Genomic DNA, 16,376 nt, shown 5'->3' with positions numbered 1-16,376 from the left:
CAGGGCTCAGCCCAGTGCCCGGGTGAGGTCGGCGAGCAGGTCGTCGACGGTCTCGATGCCGACGGAGAGCCGCACCAGGTCGGCGGGCACCTCCAGCGGAGAGCCCGCCGCCGAGGCGTGCGTCATCCTGCCCGGGTGCTCGATGAGCGACTCGACCCCGCCGAGCGACTCGCCGAGCGTGAACAACTCGGTCCTGTCGCACACCGCGACCGCCTCCGCCTCGCCCCCGGCGACGCGGAACGACACCATGCCGCCGAACCTGCGCATCTGCTTGGCCGCCACCTCGTGCCCGGGGTGCTCGGGCAGCCCGGGGTAGAGCACGTCGGTGACGCGCGGGTGGGCGAGCAGCAGGTCGACGACGCGTTCGGCGTTGTCGCAGTGGCGGTCCATGCGGACGCCGAGCGTCTTGAGCCCCCGCAGCGTCAGCCACGCGTCGAACGGCCCGGCCACCGCCCCCATCGCGTTCTGGTGGTAGGTCAGCTCCTCCCCCAGCCCGGCGTCGGCGGCGACCAGCGCGCCGCCCACCACGTCGGAGTGCCCGCCGACGTACTTGGTGGTCGAGTGCACGACCACGTCGGCGCCCAGGGCGAGGGGCTGCTGCAGGTACGGCGAGGCGAACGTGTTGTCCACGACCAGCAGTGACCCGTTGTCGTGGGCGAGCTGCGCCAGCGCCGCGATGTCGGCGATGCCGAGCAGCGGGTTGGTGGGCGTCTCGACCCAGACGACCTTCGTCTTCTGCGTCATGGCCGCGGCCACGGCGTCGAGGTCGTGCAGCGGCACGGGGTCGTAGTGCAGGTCCCAGCGCTCGTGCACCTTGGCGAAGAGCCGGTAGGTGCCGCCGTACGCGTCGTTCGGGATGATCACGTGGTCCTGCGGCTTGCACACCGTGCGCAGCAGCGTGTCCTCGGCGGCCAGCCCCGACGCGAACGCCAGCCCCCGCGCCCCGCCCTCCACGGCGGCCAGCGCGGATTCGAGCGCGGTCCTGGTGGGGTTGGCCGAGCGGCTGTACTCATATCCGGAACGCAGGCCGCCCACGCCGTCCTGCTTGTAGGTGGACGTGGCGTAGATCGGCGGCACGACCGCGCCGGTCAGCGGGTCAGGCTCCTGACCTGCGTGGATGGCCAGAGTTTCAAAACCGTTGCTCATACAGGTCACGTTACAGGCCGCCGCCGAGCGGACGACCCGCAATCCGGCCCACCCGCAAACGCGCACGGCCCGCGATCCGGCTCCGCCGAAAGCGCGGACGGCCCGCGATCCGGCCCCTCCGAAAAGGCGGACGGCCCGCGATCCGGTCCCCTCCGGATCGCGGGCCGCTCACGGGAGCCCGTCCCCACGAGACCCCCGTGCGGGCTCGCGCACCATGCCCGCGCGAGCCGGGCCTGCTCAGGCTGCCCTGGGCTCGTGACGGTCCCCGTCCGACCTGGACGGGAGCCGGATCACGTCCGCCTTGACGAACCGGCCGCTGCCGCCCTCCGCCCGCTCCCCGTTGATGCGGGAGAGCAGCACCGGGTCGGCCAGCGCGAGCAGCACGCCCACGACCAGCCCGACACCCAGCAACGCGAACCCGATGGCAACCATGTCTTCTCCCCTTCCGACACCTCCAGCATCGTTGACACCCCCCGCCCGGCGCCTCCGCTGAAGGGCTGGTCTCCGCCGGCCCCTCTCGGCCGAACGGTTGATACGAGATGTCCGACTTCCGGCTTAGGCTCGACGCCGTGGGGGATTCGAAGCGCATCGTGTACTGGCTACGCCGGCTGAGCGAGATCGCCATGTACGGCTGGCTCGGCATGCTGCTGCTCCTCGACCTCGTGCTGGCCGGCGTGGTCGGCGGCGTCCAGTGGCTGGTGCTGGCCTGCAGCGTGTCGGGCATCGCGGCCGTGGTGCTGCGCCGCAGGTACCGGGTCGAGGGGTTCGCCCTCATGGCGGCCCTGTCGTTCGGCACCTCGCTGCTGGCCGGCTGGTCCGGCTTCGACTCCGCGCCGGGCATGGCGGAGACGGGCTCGCTGCTCATCCTGATCATCGGGGTGCTGCGGCACGTCGAGCCGATCCGCCGGGCGGCCGTGCTGGCGTGCGCGGGGCTGATCGTGCTGATGAGCGAGGCCAGCGGGCGCGACTACCAGAGCTCGGGGCTGGCGTTCGCGTTCCTGCTGTTCGCGAGCTGGTCGACGGCCGCCGGCATCGGCGCCTACCTGCGTTTCCAGCAGGAGCGCCGCAGGGAGGCCGTGCACTCGGTACGGCGCGCCGAGCGCCTGGAGCTGGCCAGGGAGCTGCACGACCTGGTCGCCCACCACATCACCGGCATCGTCGTGCAGGCCCAGGCCGCCCGCACGGTCGCCGAGAGCAGGCCGGAGGCGGTGGCGCCCGCCCTGGACGCGATCGCCACCGCGGGCTCGGACGCGCTGACCTCGATGCGCCGCATGGTCGCGGTGCTGCGCACGGAGGACGGCGCGGACCGCACGCCGGGCAGCTCGCTGGCCGACCTGCGGATGCTGGCCGACCGCTTCTCGGCCGACGGGCCCAAGGTGGCGTTCGAGATCGGCGCCGGCCTCGACGACCGCACGCTGCCGCCCGAGGTCATGACCACCCTGCACCGGGTGCTGCAGGAGGCGCTGACGAACATCCGCAAGCACGCCGCCCGCACGGCCTGGGTGGAGGCGGACCTGCGCCGCCACGAGCGGGTCGTGGTGTTGCGGGTGCGCAACTTCGGATCCGGCTCCGACCCGCGGGTGTCACGGCTGGGCGGCGGGTTCGGGCTGGTCGGGATGGCCGAGCGGGTGGAGGCGCTGGGCGGCCGGCTCTACGCCGGCCCGTCCCAGCAGGGCTCGTGGGAAGTCGTGGCCGAGTTCCCCGCCCCTTGACGCTAGTGGTTGGCCAGGAAGGCGAGCAGGTCCTGGCGGGTGATCAGCCCGGCCGGCTTGCCGTCCTCCAGCACAACCGCCGCATCAGCCTTCTCCAGCGCTTCCACCGCACGCGCCACAGGTTCACCATTGCCGATGGTGGGTAGCGGCGCGGACATGTGCTCGGAGATCGGATCGTCGGAGGAGAGCCTGCCGTGGTACAGGGCTTCGAGGAGGTCGCGCTCGACGATGGAGCCGATCACCTCCGCCGCCATGACCGGCGGCTCCTCCTTCATCACCGGAAGCTGGGACACCGAGTACTCGCGCATGATCGAGATGGCGGTGCCGACCGACTCGTGCGGGTGGGCGTGCACGAACTCCGGCAGCCCCGGCCCCTTGCGCGCCAGCACGTCGCCCACCAGCCCCTCGTCGGAGGAGGTGGTCAGGAAGCCGTAGTCGGCCATCCAGTCGTCGTTGAAGATCTTCGACAGGTAGCCGCGGCCGCCGTCGGGCAGCAGCACGACCACCAGGTCGTCGGGCGCCGCCGCGGCCGCCACGCGCAGCGCCGCCACGACCGCCATGCCGCACGAGCCGCCGACCAGCAGCCCCTCCTCGCGGGCCAGGCGGCGGGTCATGTTGAAGGACTCCTTGTCGGACACCGCGATGATCTCGTCGCAGATCTCGGTGTCGTACGTGGCGGGCCAGATGTCCTCGCCGACACCCTCCACGAGGTACGGGCGGCCGGACCCGCCGGAGTAGACCGAACCCTCCGGGTCAGCGCCGATGATCTTGACTCGCCCGCCGGAGACCTCCTTGAGGTACCGGCCGGTGCCGCTGATCGTGCCGCCGGTGCCGATGCCCGCCACGAAGTGCGTGATCCGGCCGTCGGTCTGCTCCCACAGCTCGGGGCCCGTCGAGTGGTAGTGGGAGTCGGGGTTGTTGACGTTGGAGTACTGGTCGGGCTTCCAGGCGTTGGGCACCTCGCGGGCCAGCCGGTCGGAGACCGAGTAGTAGGAGTCGGGGTGGTCGGGCGAGACGGCGGTCGGGCAGACCACCACCTCCGCGCCGTACGCCCGCAACACCGCGATCTTGTCCTGGGCCACCTTGTCGGGCACCACGAACAGGCACCGGTAGCCCTTCTGCTGGGCCACGATGGCCAGCCCCACCCCGGTGTTGCCGGAAGTGGGCTCGACGATCACGCCTCCCGGGCGCAGCTCGCCGGACTTCTCCGCGGCCTCGATCATCCGGACGGCGATGCGGTCCTTGACCGACCCGCCCGGGTTGAAGTACTCGACCTTGGCCAGCAGCTGAGCGGGCACTCCCGCATTGACTTTGTGCAGGCGGACGAGCGGAGTGTTCCCCATGAGGTCGACAAGGGAATCGTAAACGCGCACCGAGGTGTTCACCTTCTTCACCGAAGCTTGATCAGCTTGCCAACGGCCGAGATCCAGTGGGGGTGGCAGGCCCTCGGCTAGTTATCAAGCAAACGCTACCGCCGAGTTGGACCGAGGAGGCACGTACGTGGTCTGGGCAGCTGGCATGGCGCGCGCGGCGCGGAGGATCGCTACAGCGGCGGCGCTCGGAGGCGGCGGGCTGACGGCTCTGGGAGCCACGGCGTACGGCCTGCTGATCGCCGAGGGCCTGCTCGCCCGCAAGGCCATCGGCCAACCCCACGGCCTCGACGGGCCGCCCTCCGACGGCGTGTACGGCGAGTTCCCCGGCGAGCCGATCAAGATGGCCATGCTCGGCGACTCCACCTCCGTGGGCCTGGGCGTGACCGACCCCGCCAAGACCCCCGCCGTGCTGCTGGCCAACGGCCTGGCCGCCGTCGCCGAGCGGCCGGTGCGGCTGGTCGTCGCGGGCAAGTCCGGGGCCCCTTCGGCGGACCTGCCGGAGCAGGTGGACCTGGCGCTCGCGATGGAGGCCGACGTGGCGGTGATCTTCGTGGGCGCCAACGACATCATCACGCAGACGCCGCCGGCCATCGCCGTGCGGCATCTGACCAAGGCCGTGCGGCGGCTGCGGGACGCGGGCGCCGAGGTGATCGTGGGCACCTGCCCCGACCTCGGCACCGTGCGGCCCATCGCGCAGCCGCTGCGCTGGGTGACGCGGCGGTGGAGCCGGCAGCTCGCGGCGGCGCAGACGGTGGCGGTGGTGGACGCGGGCGGCCGTACGGTGGCGTTCGCCGACGTCCTGGGCCCGGAGTTCGCTACAAATCCGACAGAAATGTTCGGACCCGATCGTTTCCATCCATCTGACCGAGGTTACGCGCAGGCCGCTTACGCGGTGCTACCGTCGGTGTGCGCTGCGTTGGGGCTGTGGCCTGAGCCGCGGCCCGCACGCGGCGAAGCTCTGCAACCGATCTACCTCGCGGCGGCCACGGCCGCGGAGGAGCCCGGCACCGAGGTCACCGCGACCCGGGTCGACGGGCGGGCGACGGGCCTGCACGGGAAGTGGGCGACGTTGTTCCGCCGGCGACTCGGCGAGGCAGTCAACGACACCACCTGACGGCCGCACGCCTCCAGCCGGTCACTCACCGCGCCCGGGCCGTCACTCCCCCATTCTCTTTGGAGTGAATTGCCCGTGCTCCGGCCCCTCTGGAAAACGTCCATCGCTCTCGCCGGAACCCTCGCCGCCACCGCCTGCTCCGGCAGTGACGCGGCCACCTCGAAGTTCCCGACCTGGCACAACACCCAGGTCAACGCCGTCAGCCGGATGGCGGTGGCGGGCGGGGTCGTCGCCGTCACCTCCATGAGGCCCGACGGCGCCCTGGAGACGGTCGCCGTCAACCTGCGCGACGGCAGGCGTCTGTGGGCCTATCCCGCCACCATGGCCGGCCGCCTGCCCGGCATGGGCGTCTCCGCTCCCGCGATCGTGGAGACGCCCGGCCGGCAGGGCGTGGTGGTCGCGCTCGACCCCGCCAAGAAGGGCAGGTGGAGCGCCACGCTCGTCGCCCGCGACGCCCACTCGGGGGCGCAGAAGTGGACACGGCCGGTCCACTCGACGTTCGGGCCGCAGCGCTGCGGGCCGTACGTCTGCCTGTCCGAGCACACCGCCCTGGCCAAGGCCCGCATGGTGGTGCTCGACCCGGCGACCGGCAAGCAGTTGTGGAAGCTGCCCGGCATCTCCGAGGTGGAGTGGTCGGATCAGGGCCGGGTCGTGCTGCTCAGGCTGGCCGCCAACCCCATGGTGGAGTCGTACGAGGTCAGGACCGGCAAGCTGCAGTGGCAGCAGCCGATCGAGCAGGCGCTCGGGCCGGGGATCGACCTGTCGGGCGGGTGGGCGTTCGGCGCGACGGGTGACGACCTGGTCGGGTACGTCGCCCCGTACACGAACCCGCGGAGCAAGAAGGTCTCCACCTTCGGCCTGTTCTCCGTCAGCATCGCCGACGGCACGATCAACTGGATGCGGCCCTCGGTCGTACGCGTCTATCCGAGCGGCTCCCCCGGCTTCGCGCCGATCGTCCGGCCGGTCGACGGGCAGGGCGTCTACGGCGGGTTCGCCCGGCTCGACCCGGCCAGCGGGCGGGTGGTCGGGCAGATCAGCTCCACCGACGTGCCTGGCTCCGGCTGGTGGCTGGCCTTCCCCGACCGCATGGACAAGCTGGGCTTCCTCAAGCACGACGCCAAGGGCACGGCCTTCGACGTGGCCGGCGGCAGGCCGGTGCCGGTGGAGGAGGAGCGCGGCTGGTCCTTCTGCGTCACCGACCCCAAGCCGCTGCCGCTGAAGGGGCAGCCTCCCGGCTTCTACTCGACGGCCGCCCTGTGCGAGTACGACCTGGGCACCGGCAAGCGCGTCTCCCCCGTGGCGGTCCCGCCGCCCTGGTTCACCGGCAGCCAGGACGGCTGGCGCCTGTGGCGCGACGAGAAGGGCGCCCTGCACGCCGTCAACGACCACGCGGCGACGGCGCCCGGCATGTACGGCTGACACCCGCCGAAGGACCGGGGGGCGGCGGGCCTTGCGCGAAGAACTGGAATATAGTTCTACTATTAGCGCCGACAAAGGAGGGGCCATGCCCGAGGCAGTCATCGTCGCAACCGCGCGTTCCCCGATCGGACGAGCCTTCAAGGGGTCGCTCAAGGACATCCGCCCCGACGACCTGACCGTGCAGATGATCAAGGCGGCGCTGGCCAAGGTGCCCCAGCTCGACCCCGCCTCGATCGAGGACATCATGCTGGGCTGCGGCCTGCCCGGCGGCGAGCAGGGCTTCAACATGGCCCGGGTGGTCGCGGTGATGCTCGGGCTCGACAACGTGCCCGGCACCACGGTGACCCGCTACTGCTCCTCCTCGCTGCAGACCACGAGGATGGCCTTCCACGCCATCAAGGCCGGCGAGGGCGACGTGTTCGTCTCCGCGGGCGTCGAGACCGTCTCACGCTTCGCCAAGGGCAACTCCGACTCGCTGCCCGACACGCACAACCCGCTCTTCCTCCAGGCGCGCGAGCGCACCAAGGCGTACGGCGAGGGCGGCAGGACGTGGCACGACCCGCGCGAGGACGACGCGATCCCCGACGTCTACATCGCCATGGGGCAGACGGCCGAGAACCTGGCCCAGATCAAGGGCGTCTCGCGCCAGGAGCAGGACGAGTTCGGCGTGCGCTCGCAGAACCTGGCGGAGAAGGCGCTGGCCGACGGGTTCTGGCAGAAGGACATCACGCCCGTGACGCTGCCCGACGGCACCGTCGCCGCCAAGGACGACGGGCCGCGGGCGGGCACCACGTACGAGAAGGTCTCCACCCTGCAGCCCGTCTTCCGCCCTGACGGGACCGTCACGGCCGGCAACTGCTGCCCGCTGAACGACGGTGCGGCGGCGGTCGTCGTGGTGAGCGACGTCAAGGCCGCCGAGCTCGGCATCACGCCGCTGGCGCGGATCGTCTCCACCGCCGTCTCCGGCCTGTCGCCCGAGATCATGGGCCTGGGCCCGGTGGAGGCCTCGAAGCGGGCGCTGGCCAGGGCCGGGATGGCGATCGACGACATCGACCTGGTGGAGATCAACGAGGCCTTCGCGGCCCAGGTGATCCCCTCCTACCGGGAGCTGGGCATCGACCTCGACCGGCTCAACGTCAACGGCGGCGCGATCGCGGTCGGGCACCCGTTCGGCATGACCGGCGCGCGGATCACCTCGACGCTGATCAACAGCCTGCAGCACCACGACAAGAGCATCGGCCTGGAGACGATGTGCGTGGGCGGCGGCCAGGGCATGGCGATGGTCATCGAGCGCCTCAGCTGAGCCCGATCGAGCCGGGACGCACGGCGAGCCACGGCCGGGGTCATCACCGCGGCTCGCCGGACTCCCGCTACCCGTGCCGGGTCGGTCCCACACGGATCGGGGTGATGCGCATGATGACGCGCCGGTCACGGACCATGGCGGCGCGGTAGTCGTCCCAGTCGGGGTGCTCGCCGGAGATGTCGCGGTAGTAGGTGACGAGCGGCTCCATGGCCTCCGGCAGATGGACGATCTCCGCCGTGCCGTCGACCTGGATCCAGTCGCCGAAGAACCCGTCCGTGAACGCGCACAGCGACACCTGCGGGTCGCGCAGCGCGTTGCGGACCTTGCTCGCCGTCTCCCGGGAGCTGATGACCACGCGGCCGTCCTGGACCCCGGCCGTGATCGGGGACATCTGCGGGCGCCCATCGCGATGCCTGGTCAGCAGAACGGCGCGGTGATGGCTGCGGAGAAAGTCGAGCGCCTTGTCGAGATCCATGAACCCATGATGACGCGCCCGCGCTTGGGGCACGGGCGCGGGACGGGTGTGGGCTTAGATGAAGCCCATGCGGTTACGGCGGTGCCGCTCGTGCTCGTGGACGATGGCGGCGGCGTAGCCGTGGGTCAGCCCGTGCTCGTCGGCAAGCCAGTTGGCCCGCTCGTCACACCGTAGGAAAGCCGGGCCGTTGTCGATGGCTTGGAACCACTCGGGGAGTTCGCGTCCCGTGATCGTAGGGACCCTTGCGATGAGCTTCGTCTGCGTCTCCGGTGAGTGGTTCAAGGACATGGGCACCTCCGCGGATTAAGGTCCTTTGCTCGACACTGCAACACGGACACGCGAATGGCAAGCCCCAAGTCCGGCATCATTCTGTGACGGCAGGTAGATTTTCGGTCGCACAGCGAGAGGGCCCCGCCTTGACGGCGAGGCCCTCCTGCATGTCGTGGCGTCGAACGGCTAGTCGCTACTGGTGAAATAGCTGACGAACCGCAGCACCTCCAGGTAGATCCACACCAGGCTCAGCGTCAGGCCGAACGCGCACTGCCAGGCGAACTTCTCCGGAGCGCCCTGCTTGACGCCCTGCTCGATCGAGTCGAAGTCGAGCAGGAGGAAGAAGCAGCCGAGCAGGATCATCGCGACGCTGAAGATCCAGCCGAGCGGGGAGTCGGTGCGCAGGCCCAGACCACCGTCGTTGAAGAGACCGACGAGCAGGTTGACGAGCATGAGACCGACGGCCGCGATCGCGGCGGCGATCACGAACTTCACCAGCTTGGGTGTCACCCGCACGATGCGCAGGGAGTAGACGGTCAGCACCGCCCCGAACGCGAAGGCCGTGCCCAGCACCGCTTGCAGCACGATGCCGCTGACCATGCCCTCGAAGACGGAGCTGATCTTGCCCAGGAAGACGCCCTCGGCGACCGCGTAGCCCAGGATGAGCACCGGGTTGGTGCTCATCGTGAACGAGGCGATCAGACCGAGCACGAGCGCGACGACGGCTGCGCCGATCGCGACCATGGGCGGTACGTTGAAATACCAGGCCGCAGCGGCGGCCAGGACGAGTGCCCCGAGGGTCAGGAACCCTCGGACCACGACGTCGTCGAGCGTCATGGTCCGATACGCCGGCCGGGACGGTGGGGCGTACGACGGCGCGTCGTACATGTTCTGCAGCTGGTCGGGGGACGGGGTGGGACCGGCCCAGCCCGACGCGGCCTGCTGCCGCGACCTGCTGAATACGGGGTTCTTGCTCTCCATCGCTGCCTCCTGTGACGCCGAGCCTACGGGGCGCGGCGGCACCTTGGTCAACTGACGCTCAGATCGATGTTCATTTGGGACTTCGGCAGCGTTCACAACGTACGTGCCCGCCCCGAAGTTCCCCAGGTCATCAGGCGACGCGGAAATCTTCCCACGGGCGGCCCCCGAGGGCCACGGCACGCGCCGCCGGGACCCGATCTCGCACTATGGACGTTTCCCCGCGTCAAAACCCCGGTTGTAAGGCGTAGTCAGCCATTCACGGAAAGAAACTCCCGCAATGGCGGTGGCAGAGAACCGGCGGGTTGTCAATATCCGTCCGAGCACGAAAAGTTTCGAGCGGGCGAACAGGAGGTCACGCGAACCGGCGCTCACTCTCGCGCCGCGAGCGACACCCGGACCGGCGCATCCACCAGCAGTGATCGCCCGGTCACAGGACAACTCCATAACAACTCGATATCAGCTGCGGGAGCCCTGCGAGGGCTCATCCGGCAGTCGCGGTAAACCCCCAGGTCAGAGACCTAAATTGGGTATAAGTTGGCAAGTGCCCCCGGCGGGATTCGAACCCGCACGTCAACCCTTTTAAGGGGTTTGCCTCTGCCATTGGGCTACGGGGGCGCCGCAATCATACGAAACGGACCACGCTTCCGAGGAGCACAACTTCGCATCAGGCGTCACAAGTGTGAAGTCTGCGGTGAAGTGATAGCACTCCCGGGACTCTGTCCAAGAAGAGTAGACCGTCCAGATGGTCGAGTTGGTGCTGAATGCACCGAGCCTCGATGGCATCCGCTTCGATGGTGACGGCCTCGCCCGTGCCTGGCAAATGCCCATGTACGGTGATACGCGTCGCGCGGCGCACGTCGGCCGTCAGGCCCATGATCGACGCGCACCCCTCGCGGCCGTCGTCCCAGTGGGCCGCCCCGGCGAGCCGTGGATTGGCCACCACGAGCTCTCCGGCCCATGACCTACTCCGAGGGTGGCGCCGGGCGTCAAAGGCGATCAGCCGCAGGCTCAGGCCGATCTGGGGGGCCGCCAGCCCCGTCGTGGCGGGCGCGCGGCGCAGGGTCGCCAGCAGATCCGCCGCGGCGGCGACGACCTCGGGGGCGGTGGGGTCCACCGGCTCGGCCACGGCGGACAGGAGGGGGTGCGGGGCGCCGAGCACCTCGCGGGCCGTACCCCCCGGTCTGCTCACAACAAGTCCGGTTCGACAGGCCGGAAGGTGATGTCCGAGTCGAGGCCGGCGCCGACGGCCGCCAGCCTGCGCATGAGCGCCGCCACGTCCACCTGCTTCGGCAGCTCGACGTCGGCGATCAGGACGTAGAGCCGGCCGGTGAGCCTGGTGCTCATCCCGGTGATGTTGCCGCCGTCGGCGGCGAGCACGGCGCTGATGGCCGAGATGATGCCGGGCCGGTCGGGACCGTGGACGGTGAGCACGTAGCCGAGCCCGTCGCCCTCCTCGCAGAAGTGCCGCCTGGTCTCGATGGCCGAGGCGGTGACCACCAGGTCGGGGGCCCCCACCCGCTTCATCAGCTCCGCCGGGTCCAGCTCGCCCGAGACGAGCAGCATCATCGCGACATGGCCGCCGAGCAGCGTCATGGTCGAGTCCTGGATGTTCGCCCCGCAGTCGGCGAGTGAACCGGTGACCGCGGCGATCACGCCGGGCCGGTCGACGCCGAGCACGGTCACCGCTGAGAGACCCACCCGTGGTACCCCTTCCGCTTGCGACCAGGGGCGCCGAGAACGCCCCGGCAGTGGTTCGCCGGGGCGTTGCCGTACCTGGGCTAGCGGCGGGTCGTCGCCACCGCGGCCCTGAAGCCCTCACGCGGGTGCTCCATCTCACCCAGGGAGATCGTCTCGCGCTTGAAGAACAGGGCCAGGGTCCAATCGACGACGACACGGACCTTGCGGTTCAGCGTCGGCACCCGCGACAGATGGTAGGTCCGGTGCATGAACCACGCAGGGAATCCGCGAAGCTTGACGCCATAGACATTGGCGACGCCCTGATGCAGGCCCAGGCCGGCTACCGATCCGACATACTTGTGGCGGTATTCGACCAGTTCCTGCCCGCGCAGGTGGCGGACGATGTTGTCGGCCAGCACCTTGGCCTGGCGCACCGCGTGCTGGGCGTTGGGCGCGCAGTACTGCCCGGGGTTGGTGACGTCGGGCACCCCGGCGGCGTCGCCGGCGGTGAAGGCGCCGGGCGCGCCCGCCACGGTGAGCATCGCGGTGGCCTTGACCCGGCCGCGCTCGTCGAGCGGCAGGTCGCTGTCGTTCACCACGGGGCTGGGCTTGACACCCGCGGTCCACACCAGCGTCTCGGCGTCGAACTCCGCGCCGTCCGACAGCACCACGCGCCCGCCCTCGCAGGACACCAGCCGGGTGTCGAGCCTGACGTCGATGCCCCGCTCGCGCAGCTGCTCCAGCGTCCACTTGCCCATCTCGGGGCCGACCTCGGGCAGCACCCGGTTCGTGGCCTCCACCAGCACCCAGCGGATGTCCGACGGCTTGATGTTGCGGTAGTAGCGCGTCGAGTCCTTGGCCATGTCCTCCAGCTCGGCCAGCGCCTCGACGCCCGCGAAGCCGGCCCCGACCACCACGAACGTCAGCGCCCTGCGCCGCACCTCCGGGTCGTCGGTGGACTCGGCCACGTCGAGCAGGTGCAGCACGCGGTTGCGCAGCGCGATGGCCTCACCGACGGTCTTGAACCCGATGCCGATGTCGGTCAGCCCGGGGATGGGCAGCGTGCGCGAGATCGAGCCGGCGGCCATGACGATCACGTCGTAGGCCACCTCCCGCGGCTCGCCCTCGGCGGGCTGGAAGGTGACGGTGCGGCCGGCGTGGTCGACCCTGGTCACCGTGCCGTTCAGGATGTGCACCTTCGGCAGGATCCGGCGCAGCGGGGCCACCATGTGGCGCGGCGAGAGGTTGCCCGCGGCCGCCTCAGGCAGGAACGGCTGGTAGGTCATGTAGGACTGGGGGTCGATGATCGTGATGCGCGCCTCGCCGCCGCGCAGCTCGCGGTGGAGCTTGCGCTGCAGCCGGAGCGCTGTGTACAGGCCGACGTATCCGCCGCCGACGATCAAAATGTGCTTGTTCATCCTGAGGCCCCATCCCTCGTGGAATGCTTGTGAAAGCATTCACAAGCTTACGTCAAGCGGCTCCGGCGAATCCAATCCAGGGGTGGTGGGACGCGTCACACAGCCAGTGACCTGGCCCTGGTGAAGATGTCGTCCAGCATGTGAGCGGTGACGCGGCCGGTGAAGGTGTTCTGCTGGCTCGGGTGGTAGCAGCCGATGAGGGTGACGGGCGCCTCGCCGTACGACACCTCGGCCTCGGCCCCGTGGCCGAACGGCGGGCGGCTGCGCGGCAGCGTGTAACCCGCGTCCTTGAGCGCGGGCCACATGGCCTGCCAGGCGTACCCGCCGAGCGCCACGATCACCCGCACGTACGGCGCCACGAGCGTCATCTCCCGCGCCATCCACGGGAAGCACGCGGCCTTCTCCGACGGCAGCGGCTTGTTCGCGGGCGGGGCGCAGCGCACCGACGCCAGCACGCGGGTGCCGAGCAGCTCCTGCCCGTCGCCCGCGTACGTGCTGGTCTCCCGCGCGGCCAGGCCACAGCGGTGCAGCGAGGCGAACAGCCAGTCGCCGCTGCGGTCGCCGGTGAAGATGCGCCCGGTCCTGTTGCCCCCGTGGGCGGCCGGGGCCAGCCCGACCAGCAGGATCCGCGGCTGCTCCGCGCCCCAGCCGGGGACGGGACGGCCCCAGTACGTCTCGTCCGCGAACGCGCGCCGCTTCACCTCGGCGACGTCCTCGCGCCACTCCACCAGGCGGGGGCACGCACGGCAGACCGACTGCTCCGCCGTGAGCTCCGCGAGGGTGCTGCTGGCGGCGGCGAGGCGGCGCACGTCCGCGGGGTCCAGCGCGACCGGCGTGTCTGCGGTCGCGGGGTCGTCGGGCCAGCCGGTGCCAGGAGGTACGAAGCTCATGACACCGATGGTGCCCGATCAGTCACGGGGCTCGGTCTCCGGGCGCGCGGGCGTCGCCGTGACCGTCGGCGCCGGCTCCGGCGTCGCGGTGGGGCAGGCGGACGCCGTGGCCGCGGACAGGCCGTCCCCGCCCTCCATGGGGCCCTCCTCGACCAGGGGCAGCGGGTAGCGGTTGAGCACCGGCTCGCCGCACGACCTGTCCACCTTGTAGCCGTAGAACTCGGGGTTCGTCACGAACGGCTTGCCGTCCTGGTCGTAGAGGTAGACGTCGTTCAGCGGCTTGCCGTCCCTGGCGTAGGGCCGCAGGTTGTAGACGCCGTCGGACGAGGCCGGCTGCATCCACACCGCCTGCTCCTGCTCGGGGCTCGGCGTCATCGCGTCGCCCGCCTCCACCATGCCCGCGAACAGCGCCAGCGCGGCCACCGCGTTCGCCGCCACCGCCGTCAGCACCACCGCCCGGCGCCTGCTCCGCCGGCCGAACCAGACCGACGCCCAGATCCCCGCCGCGACGAGGGCCCACGCCGGCGGCGTCATCGGGACGAGCGCGGGCTCGGCCGTCACCGACACCAGCACCATGGCCAGCACGTAGCCGCGCAGCACCCACCATCCGGGCCGCAGCTCCGGCAGGAAGGCCAGCAAGCCCCTGGAGGGCGCCTGACGCATCAGAGCGGCCCTCACCTTCGCCGCCCACGCCCGCGCGCCCGCACGGTGCCTGCGCGCGCCCTGGGGGCGCTCCCCGTAGGCGGAGGCCAGCTCCTCGGCGTACGTCTCGGGCGGGCCGAGCCGCTCCTCCAGCGGCAGGCCGGACTCGGCGGCGATCTCGGCGAGGTGGTCGTCGAGGTCCTCCAGCAGCTCCTCGCGCTCGGGATGGTCGGCCAGGGCATCCCGTACGGCCTGGGCGTACTGTTCGGGGGTCATGCTTGTCCCTCCTTGAGCAGGGCCGCCATGGTGGCCGAGAAGGCGGCCCAGGTCTTGGCCGAGGCGGCGTACATCTGCCTGCCGACGTCGTTGAGCCCGTAGTACTTGCGGTGCGGCCCCTCGTCGGAGGCCACCACGTATGAGGTCAGGGCGCCGGCCTTGAACAGGCGGCGCAGCGTGCCGTAGACCGAGGCGTCGCCGACCTCCTGCAGCCCGGCCTCCCTGAGCCGGCGCACGACGTCGTAGCCGTAGCCGTCACGGTCGTTGAGCACGGCCAGGACGGCCAGGTCGAGGACGCCCTTGAGAAGCTGGCTGCTGTCCACGCGAAGCACACTAGTGCGCAAAGCACAGTAGTGGCAACAGAAAAACCGGGTGGCACCCCTGCGGGGCCACCCGGTTCAACCGGTCGTCGTCGTGCCGTTCCAGGCGCGCCTCACGCGGCCTAGCTGCAGACGAAGGACTTGCTGTCGCTGTCGCTGCCACCAGCGCCCGAGACCGAGAGGGTCACGGTGCCGTTCTTGATCTCCGACGTGGTCGAGAAGCCGTTGATGGGCTTCGAGCCGCCATCGGCGCCGAACTCGACCGAGCCGGTGCTCAGCACCGTGCCGTTCAGAGCCCAGTTGTAGGTGACCGTGCCGGCCTTGGCCGAGGTGACCGAGCCCGTGGCGGTGACCGTGCAGCCGGTGCCGGTCGTCACGGAAGCGGACGCGGAGAGCGCGCCGGCGGGCGAGTCAGGGCCCTTGTGGTCGCCCTTGTGGTCGTCGTGGTGGTCGTCCCGGCGGTCGTCCTTGCACCAGACCTTGTAGTAGGCCCGGTTGGAGGAGGTCGCGTCGGGGCTCAGCACCTGGAGCTGCGCCCAGCCACGCTGGCTGTGACGCGGGTTGATGCCGAAGCCGACCTTGCGGGCGTCGCGGACCTTGATCTTGCCGTAGTCGACCACGTCACCGTTGAGGACCCAGCGGTACCGCACCCACGAGGGGCGGTTCGTCTTGATCACGCCGGTGAAGTCGATCTTGTCGCCGTAGGTGTCGCAACGGCCGGCGTACGAGCTCGGGCTGGCCCAGGCGCGGGCCGAGACAGACACGTCGAGGTGCGTACGCACGTCCTCCTGCGGCTTCTGGCAGGAGACGGAGAAGTAGCCCTTCTTCGAGGTGACCTTCTTGGGGCCGAGGACCTGAATGGCCTCCCAACCCTTGACGTCGTCCTTGAAGGTGATGGACTGCTTGACCGTCACGGTCTTGGTGCCCTTGCCCGAGAGCTTGATCACGTTGACCTTGCTCTTGGACCCGTCACCGTGGAGCCAGCGGTAGGCCAGCTCCGTCTTGCCCTTGACGGGCACCTTGACCTGGGCAGAGAAGTTGATCTTGGTCGGGCAGGAACCGTCATAGTCGCCAGGCGAGGCCTTCGGCGCGGAGACCGACACCTTGGGGCCCGAACCGGCGGCCGCCTGAGCGGGGCTGGACATCAGGCCCGCAGACAGGGCGGCCAGCACCGCGGCCGACGCGCCGAAGGCAGCGGCCTTACGTGCTAACCCAACAGACATCATGTGAGAGTGCTCCATTCCGTGAGGGAAGAGACGCGCTCGGGAACGGTCGCCACGCCGGCGCCTTTCGCGCACAGCGATATGGCAAAGCCCCCGTAATGCCCCTTTACCTAATCACAATACTGAATGCACGCTCA

At 70.4% G+C, this 16,376-nt stretch carries 17 protein-coding genes and 1 tRNA gene; 4 read left to right on the top strand and 14 right to left on the bottom strand.

Annotation, left to right across the window (positions count from 1 at the left end):
• Positions 1 to 6 precede the first annotated feature (6 nt).
• Together HD597_RS57145 and HD597_RS57140 are read right to left on the bottom strand one after the other, a co-directional pair.
• Positions 7 to 1,146: a cystathionine gamma-synthase gene (locus HD597_RS57145; protein WP_253756992.1), complete on the bottom strand. Its 1,140-nt coding sequence runs from the start codon at positions 1,144 to 1,146 to the stop codon at positions 7 to 9.
• 237 nt (positions 1,147 to 1,383) lie between these two features.
• Entirely contained in the window at positions 1,384 to 1,578 is a 195-nt protein-coding gene (locus HD597_RS57140) for a hypothetical protein (protein WP_253756990.1), read from the bottom strand.
• Between the two features lie 137 nt (positions 1,579 to 1,715).
• On the opposite strand from HD597_RS57140, the gene HD597_RS57135 reads away from it, so the two are divergent.
• Positions 1,716 to 2,858, top strand: coding sequence for a sensor histidine kinase (locus HD597_RS57135; RefSeq protein WP_253756988.1), 1,143 nt, complete (start codon positions 1,716 to 1,718; stop codon positions 2,856 to 2,858).
• A gap of 2 nt (positions 2,859 to 2,860) precedes the next feature.
• Here the strand turns inward: HD597_RS57135 and HD597_RS57130 are convergent, their stop codons facing one another.
• Entirely contained in the window at positions 2,861 to 4,231 is a 1,371-nt protein-coding gene (locus tag HD597_RS57130) for a cystathionine beta-synthase (RefSeq protein ID WP_253756985.1), read from the bottom strand.
• 127 nt (positions 4,232 to 4,358) lie between these two features.
• Between HD597_RS57130 and HD597_RS57125 the strand changes: the two genes are divergently transcribed.
• From HD597_RS57125 to HD597_RS57115, 3 genes are all read left to right on the top strand, one after another.
• Positions 4,359 to 5,345, top strand: a complete 987-nt coding sequence (locus tag HD597_RS57125; protein ID WP_253756982.1) for an SGNH/GDSL hydrolase family protein — start codon at positions 4,359 to 4,361, stop codon at positions 5,343 to 5,345.
• A 75-nt stretch (positions 5,346 to 5,420) separates the two neighbouring features.
• On the top strand, positions 5,421 to 6,764 hold the full coding sequence (locus HD597_RS57120) for an outer membrane protein assembly factor BamB family protein (protein WP_253756980.1): 1,344 nt from the start codon (positions 5,421 to 5,423) through the stop codon (positions 6,762 to 6,764).
• 85 nt (positions 6,765 to 6,849) lie between these two features.
• On the top strand, positions 6,850 to 8,067 hold the full coding sequence (locus tag HD597_RS57115; RefSeq protein ID WP_253756978.1) for an acetyl-CoA C-acetyltransferase: 1,218 nt from the start codon (positions 6,850 to 6,852) through the stop codon (positions 8,065 to 8,067).
• 67 nt (positions 8,068 to 8,134) lie between these two features.
• Here the strand turns inward: HD597_RS57115 and HD597_RS57110 are convergent, their stop codons facing one another.
• From HD597_RS57110 to HD597_RS57060, 11 genes are all read right to left on the bottom strand, one after another.
• Positions 8,135 to 8,542, bottom strand: coding sequence for a PPOX class F420-dependent oxidoreductase (locus HD597_RS57110; RefSeq protein ID WP_253756976.1), 408 nt, complete (start codon positions 8,540 to 8,542; stop codon positions 8,135 to 8,137).
• 54 nt (positions 8,543 to 8,596) lie between these two features.
• Positions 8,597 to 8,830 (bottom strand): DUF4287 domain-containing protein, encoded by a 234-nt coding sequence (locus HD597_RS57105; RefSeq protein ID WP_043628756.1) that lies wholly within the window; start codon positions 8,828 to 8,830, stop codon positions 8,597 to 8,599.
• Between the two features lie 168 nt (positions 8,831 to 8,998).
• Positions 8,999 to 9,793 carry a Bax inhibitor-1/YccA family protein gene (locus tag HD597_RS57100; protein ID WP_253756974.1) on the bottom strand — a complete coding sequence of 265 codons (795 nt, stop codon included), beginning with the start codon at positions 9,791 to 9,793 and terminating at the stop codon, positions 8,999 to 9,001.
• 542 nt (positions 9,794 to 10,335) lie between these two features.
• Positions 10,336 to 10,408 (bottom strand) — tRNA-Leu (locus tag HD597_RS57095).
• Positions 10,409 to 10,457: 49 nt separating this feature from the next.
• Complete coding sequence (locus tag HD597_RS57090) at positions 10,458 to 10,952, bottom strand: peptide deformylase (protein ID WP_308210909.1); 495 nt, start codon at positions 10,950 to 10,952, stop codon at positions 10,458 to 10,460.
• 26 nt (positions 10,953 to 10,978) lie between these two features.
• On the bottom strand, positions 10,979 to 11,491 hold the full coding sequence (locus HD597_RS57085; RefSeq protein ID WP_253756969.1) for a glycine cleavage system transcriptional repressor: 513 nt from the start codon (positions 11,489 to 11,491) through the stop codon (positions 10,979 to 10,981).
• A gap of 80 nt (positions 11,492 to 11,571) precedes the next feature.
• Positions 11,572 to 12,888, bottom strand: a complete 1,317-nt coding sequence (locus HD597_RS57080) for an NAD(P)/FAD-dependent oxidoreductase (protein WP_253756966.1) — start codon at positions 12,886 to 12,888, stop codon at positions 11,572 to 11,574.
• A gap of 95 nt (positions 12,889 to 12,983) precedes the next feature.
• On the bottom strand, positions 12,984 to 13,778 hold the full coding sequence (locus HD597_RS57075; RefSeq protein ID WP_253756964.1) for a uracil-DNA glycosylase: 795 nt from the start codon (positions 13,776 to 13,778) through the stop codon (positions 12,984 to 12,986).
• Positions 13,779 to 13,796: 18 nt separating this feature from the next.
• Positions 13,797 to 14,696 carry a hypothetical protein gene (locus HD597_RS57070; protein ID WP_253756961.1) on the bottom strand — a complete coding sequence of 300 codons (900 nt, stop codon included), beginning with the start codon at positions 14,694 to 14,696 and terminating at the stop codon, positions 13,797 to 13,799.
• A complete protein-coding gene (locus tag HD597_RS57065) occupies positions 14,693 to 15,019 on the bottom strand; it encodes a PadR family transcriptional regulator (protein ID WP_253756957.1) in 327 nt (108 codons plus the stop codon). Before HD597_RS57065 ends, HD597_RS57070 begins: the two co-directional genes overlap by 4 nt.
• Before the next feature lie 119 nt (positions 15,020 to 15,138).
• Positions 15,139 to 16,242 (bottom strand): hypothetical protein, encoded by a 1,104-nt coding sequence (locus HD597_RS57060; RefSeq protein WP_253756955.1) that lies wholly within the window; start codon positions 16,240 to 16,242, stop codon positions 15,139 to 15,141.
• Positions 16,243 to 16,376 lie beyond the last annotated feature (134 nt).

The sequence above is a fragment of the Nonomuraea thailandensis genome, from assembly GCF_024172165.1.
In the GTDB taxonomy this organism is placed as follows: Bacteria; Actinomycetota; Actinomycetes; order Streptosporangiales; family Streptosporangiaceae; genus Nonomuraea; species Nonomuraea thailandensis.
The sequence above is the reverse complement of the archived record's forward strand: the minus strand, read 5'-3'. Positions and strand labels throughout refer to the sequence as shown.

What these genes read in the sequence shown, in the direction of transcription:
- HD597_RS57145 (WP_253756992.1), bottom strand. Translation starts at nt 1,146, where the DNA reads ATGAGCAACGGTTTTGAAACTCTGGCCATCCACGCAGGTCAGGAGCCT.
- HD597_RS57140 (WP_253756990.1), bottom strand. Translation starts at nt 1,578, where the DNA reads ATGGTTGCCATCGGGTTCGCGTTGCTGGGTGTCGGGCTGGTCGTGGGC.
- HD597_RS57115 (WP_253756978.1), top strand. Translation starts at nt 6,850, where the DNA reads ATGCCCGAGGCAGTCATCGTCGCAACCGCGCGTTCCCCGATCGGACGA.
- HD597_RS57110 (WP_253756976.1), bottom strand. Translation starts at nt 8,542, where the DNA reads ATGGATCTCGACAAGGCGCTCGACTTTCTCCGCAGCCATCACCGCGCC.
- HD597_RS57105 (WP_043628756.1), bottom strand. Translation starts at nt 8,830, where the DNA reads ATGTCCTTGAACCACTCACCGGAGACGCAGACGAAGCTCATCGCAAGG.
- HD597_RS57100 (WP_253756974.1), bottom strand. Translation starts at nt 9,793, where the DNA reads ATGGAGAGCAAGAACCCCGTATTCAGCAGGTCGCGGCAGCAGGCCGCG.
- HD597_RS57080 (WP_253756966.1), bottom strand. Translation starts at nt 12,888, where the DNA reads ATGAACAAGCACATTTTGATCGTCGGCGGCGGATACGTCGGCCTGTAC.
- HD597_RS57075 (WP_253756964.1), bottom strand. Translation starts at nt 13,778, where the DNA reads ATGAGCTTCGTACCTCCTGGCACCGGCTGGCCCGACGACCCCGCGACC.
- HD597_RS57070 (WP_253756961.1), bottom strand. Translation starts at nt 14,696, where the DNA reads ATGACCCCCGAACAGTACGCCCAGGCCGTACGGGATGCCCTGGCCGAC.
- HD597_RS57060 (WP_253756955.1), bottom strand. Translation starts at nt 16,242, where the DNA reads ATGATGTCTGTTGGGTTAGCACGTAAGGCCGCTGCCTTCGGCGCGTCG.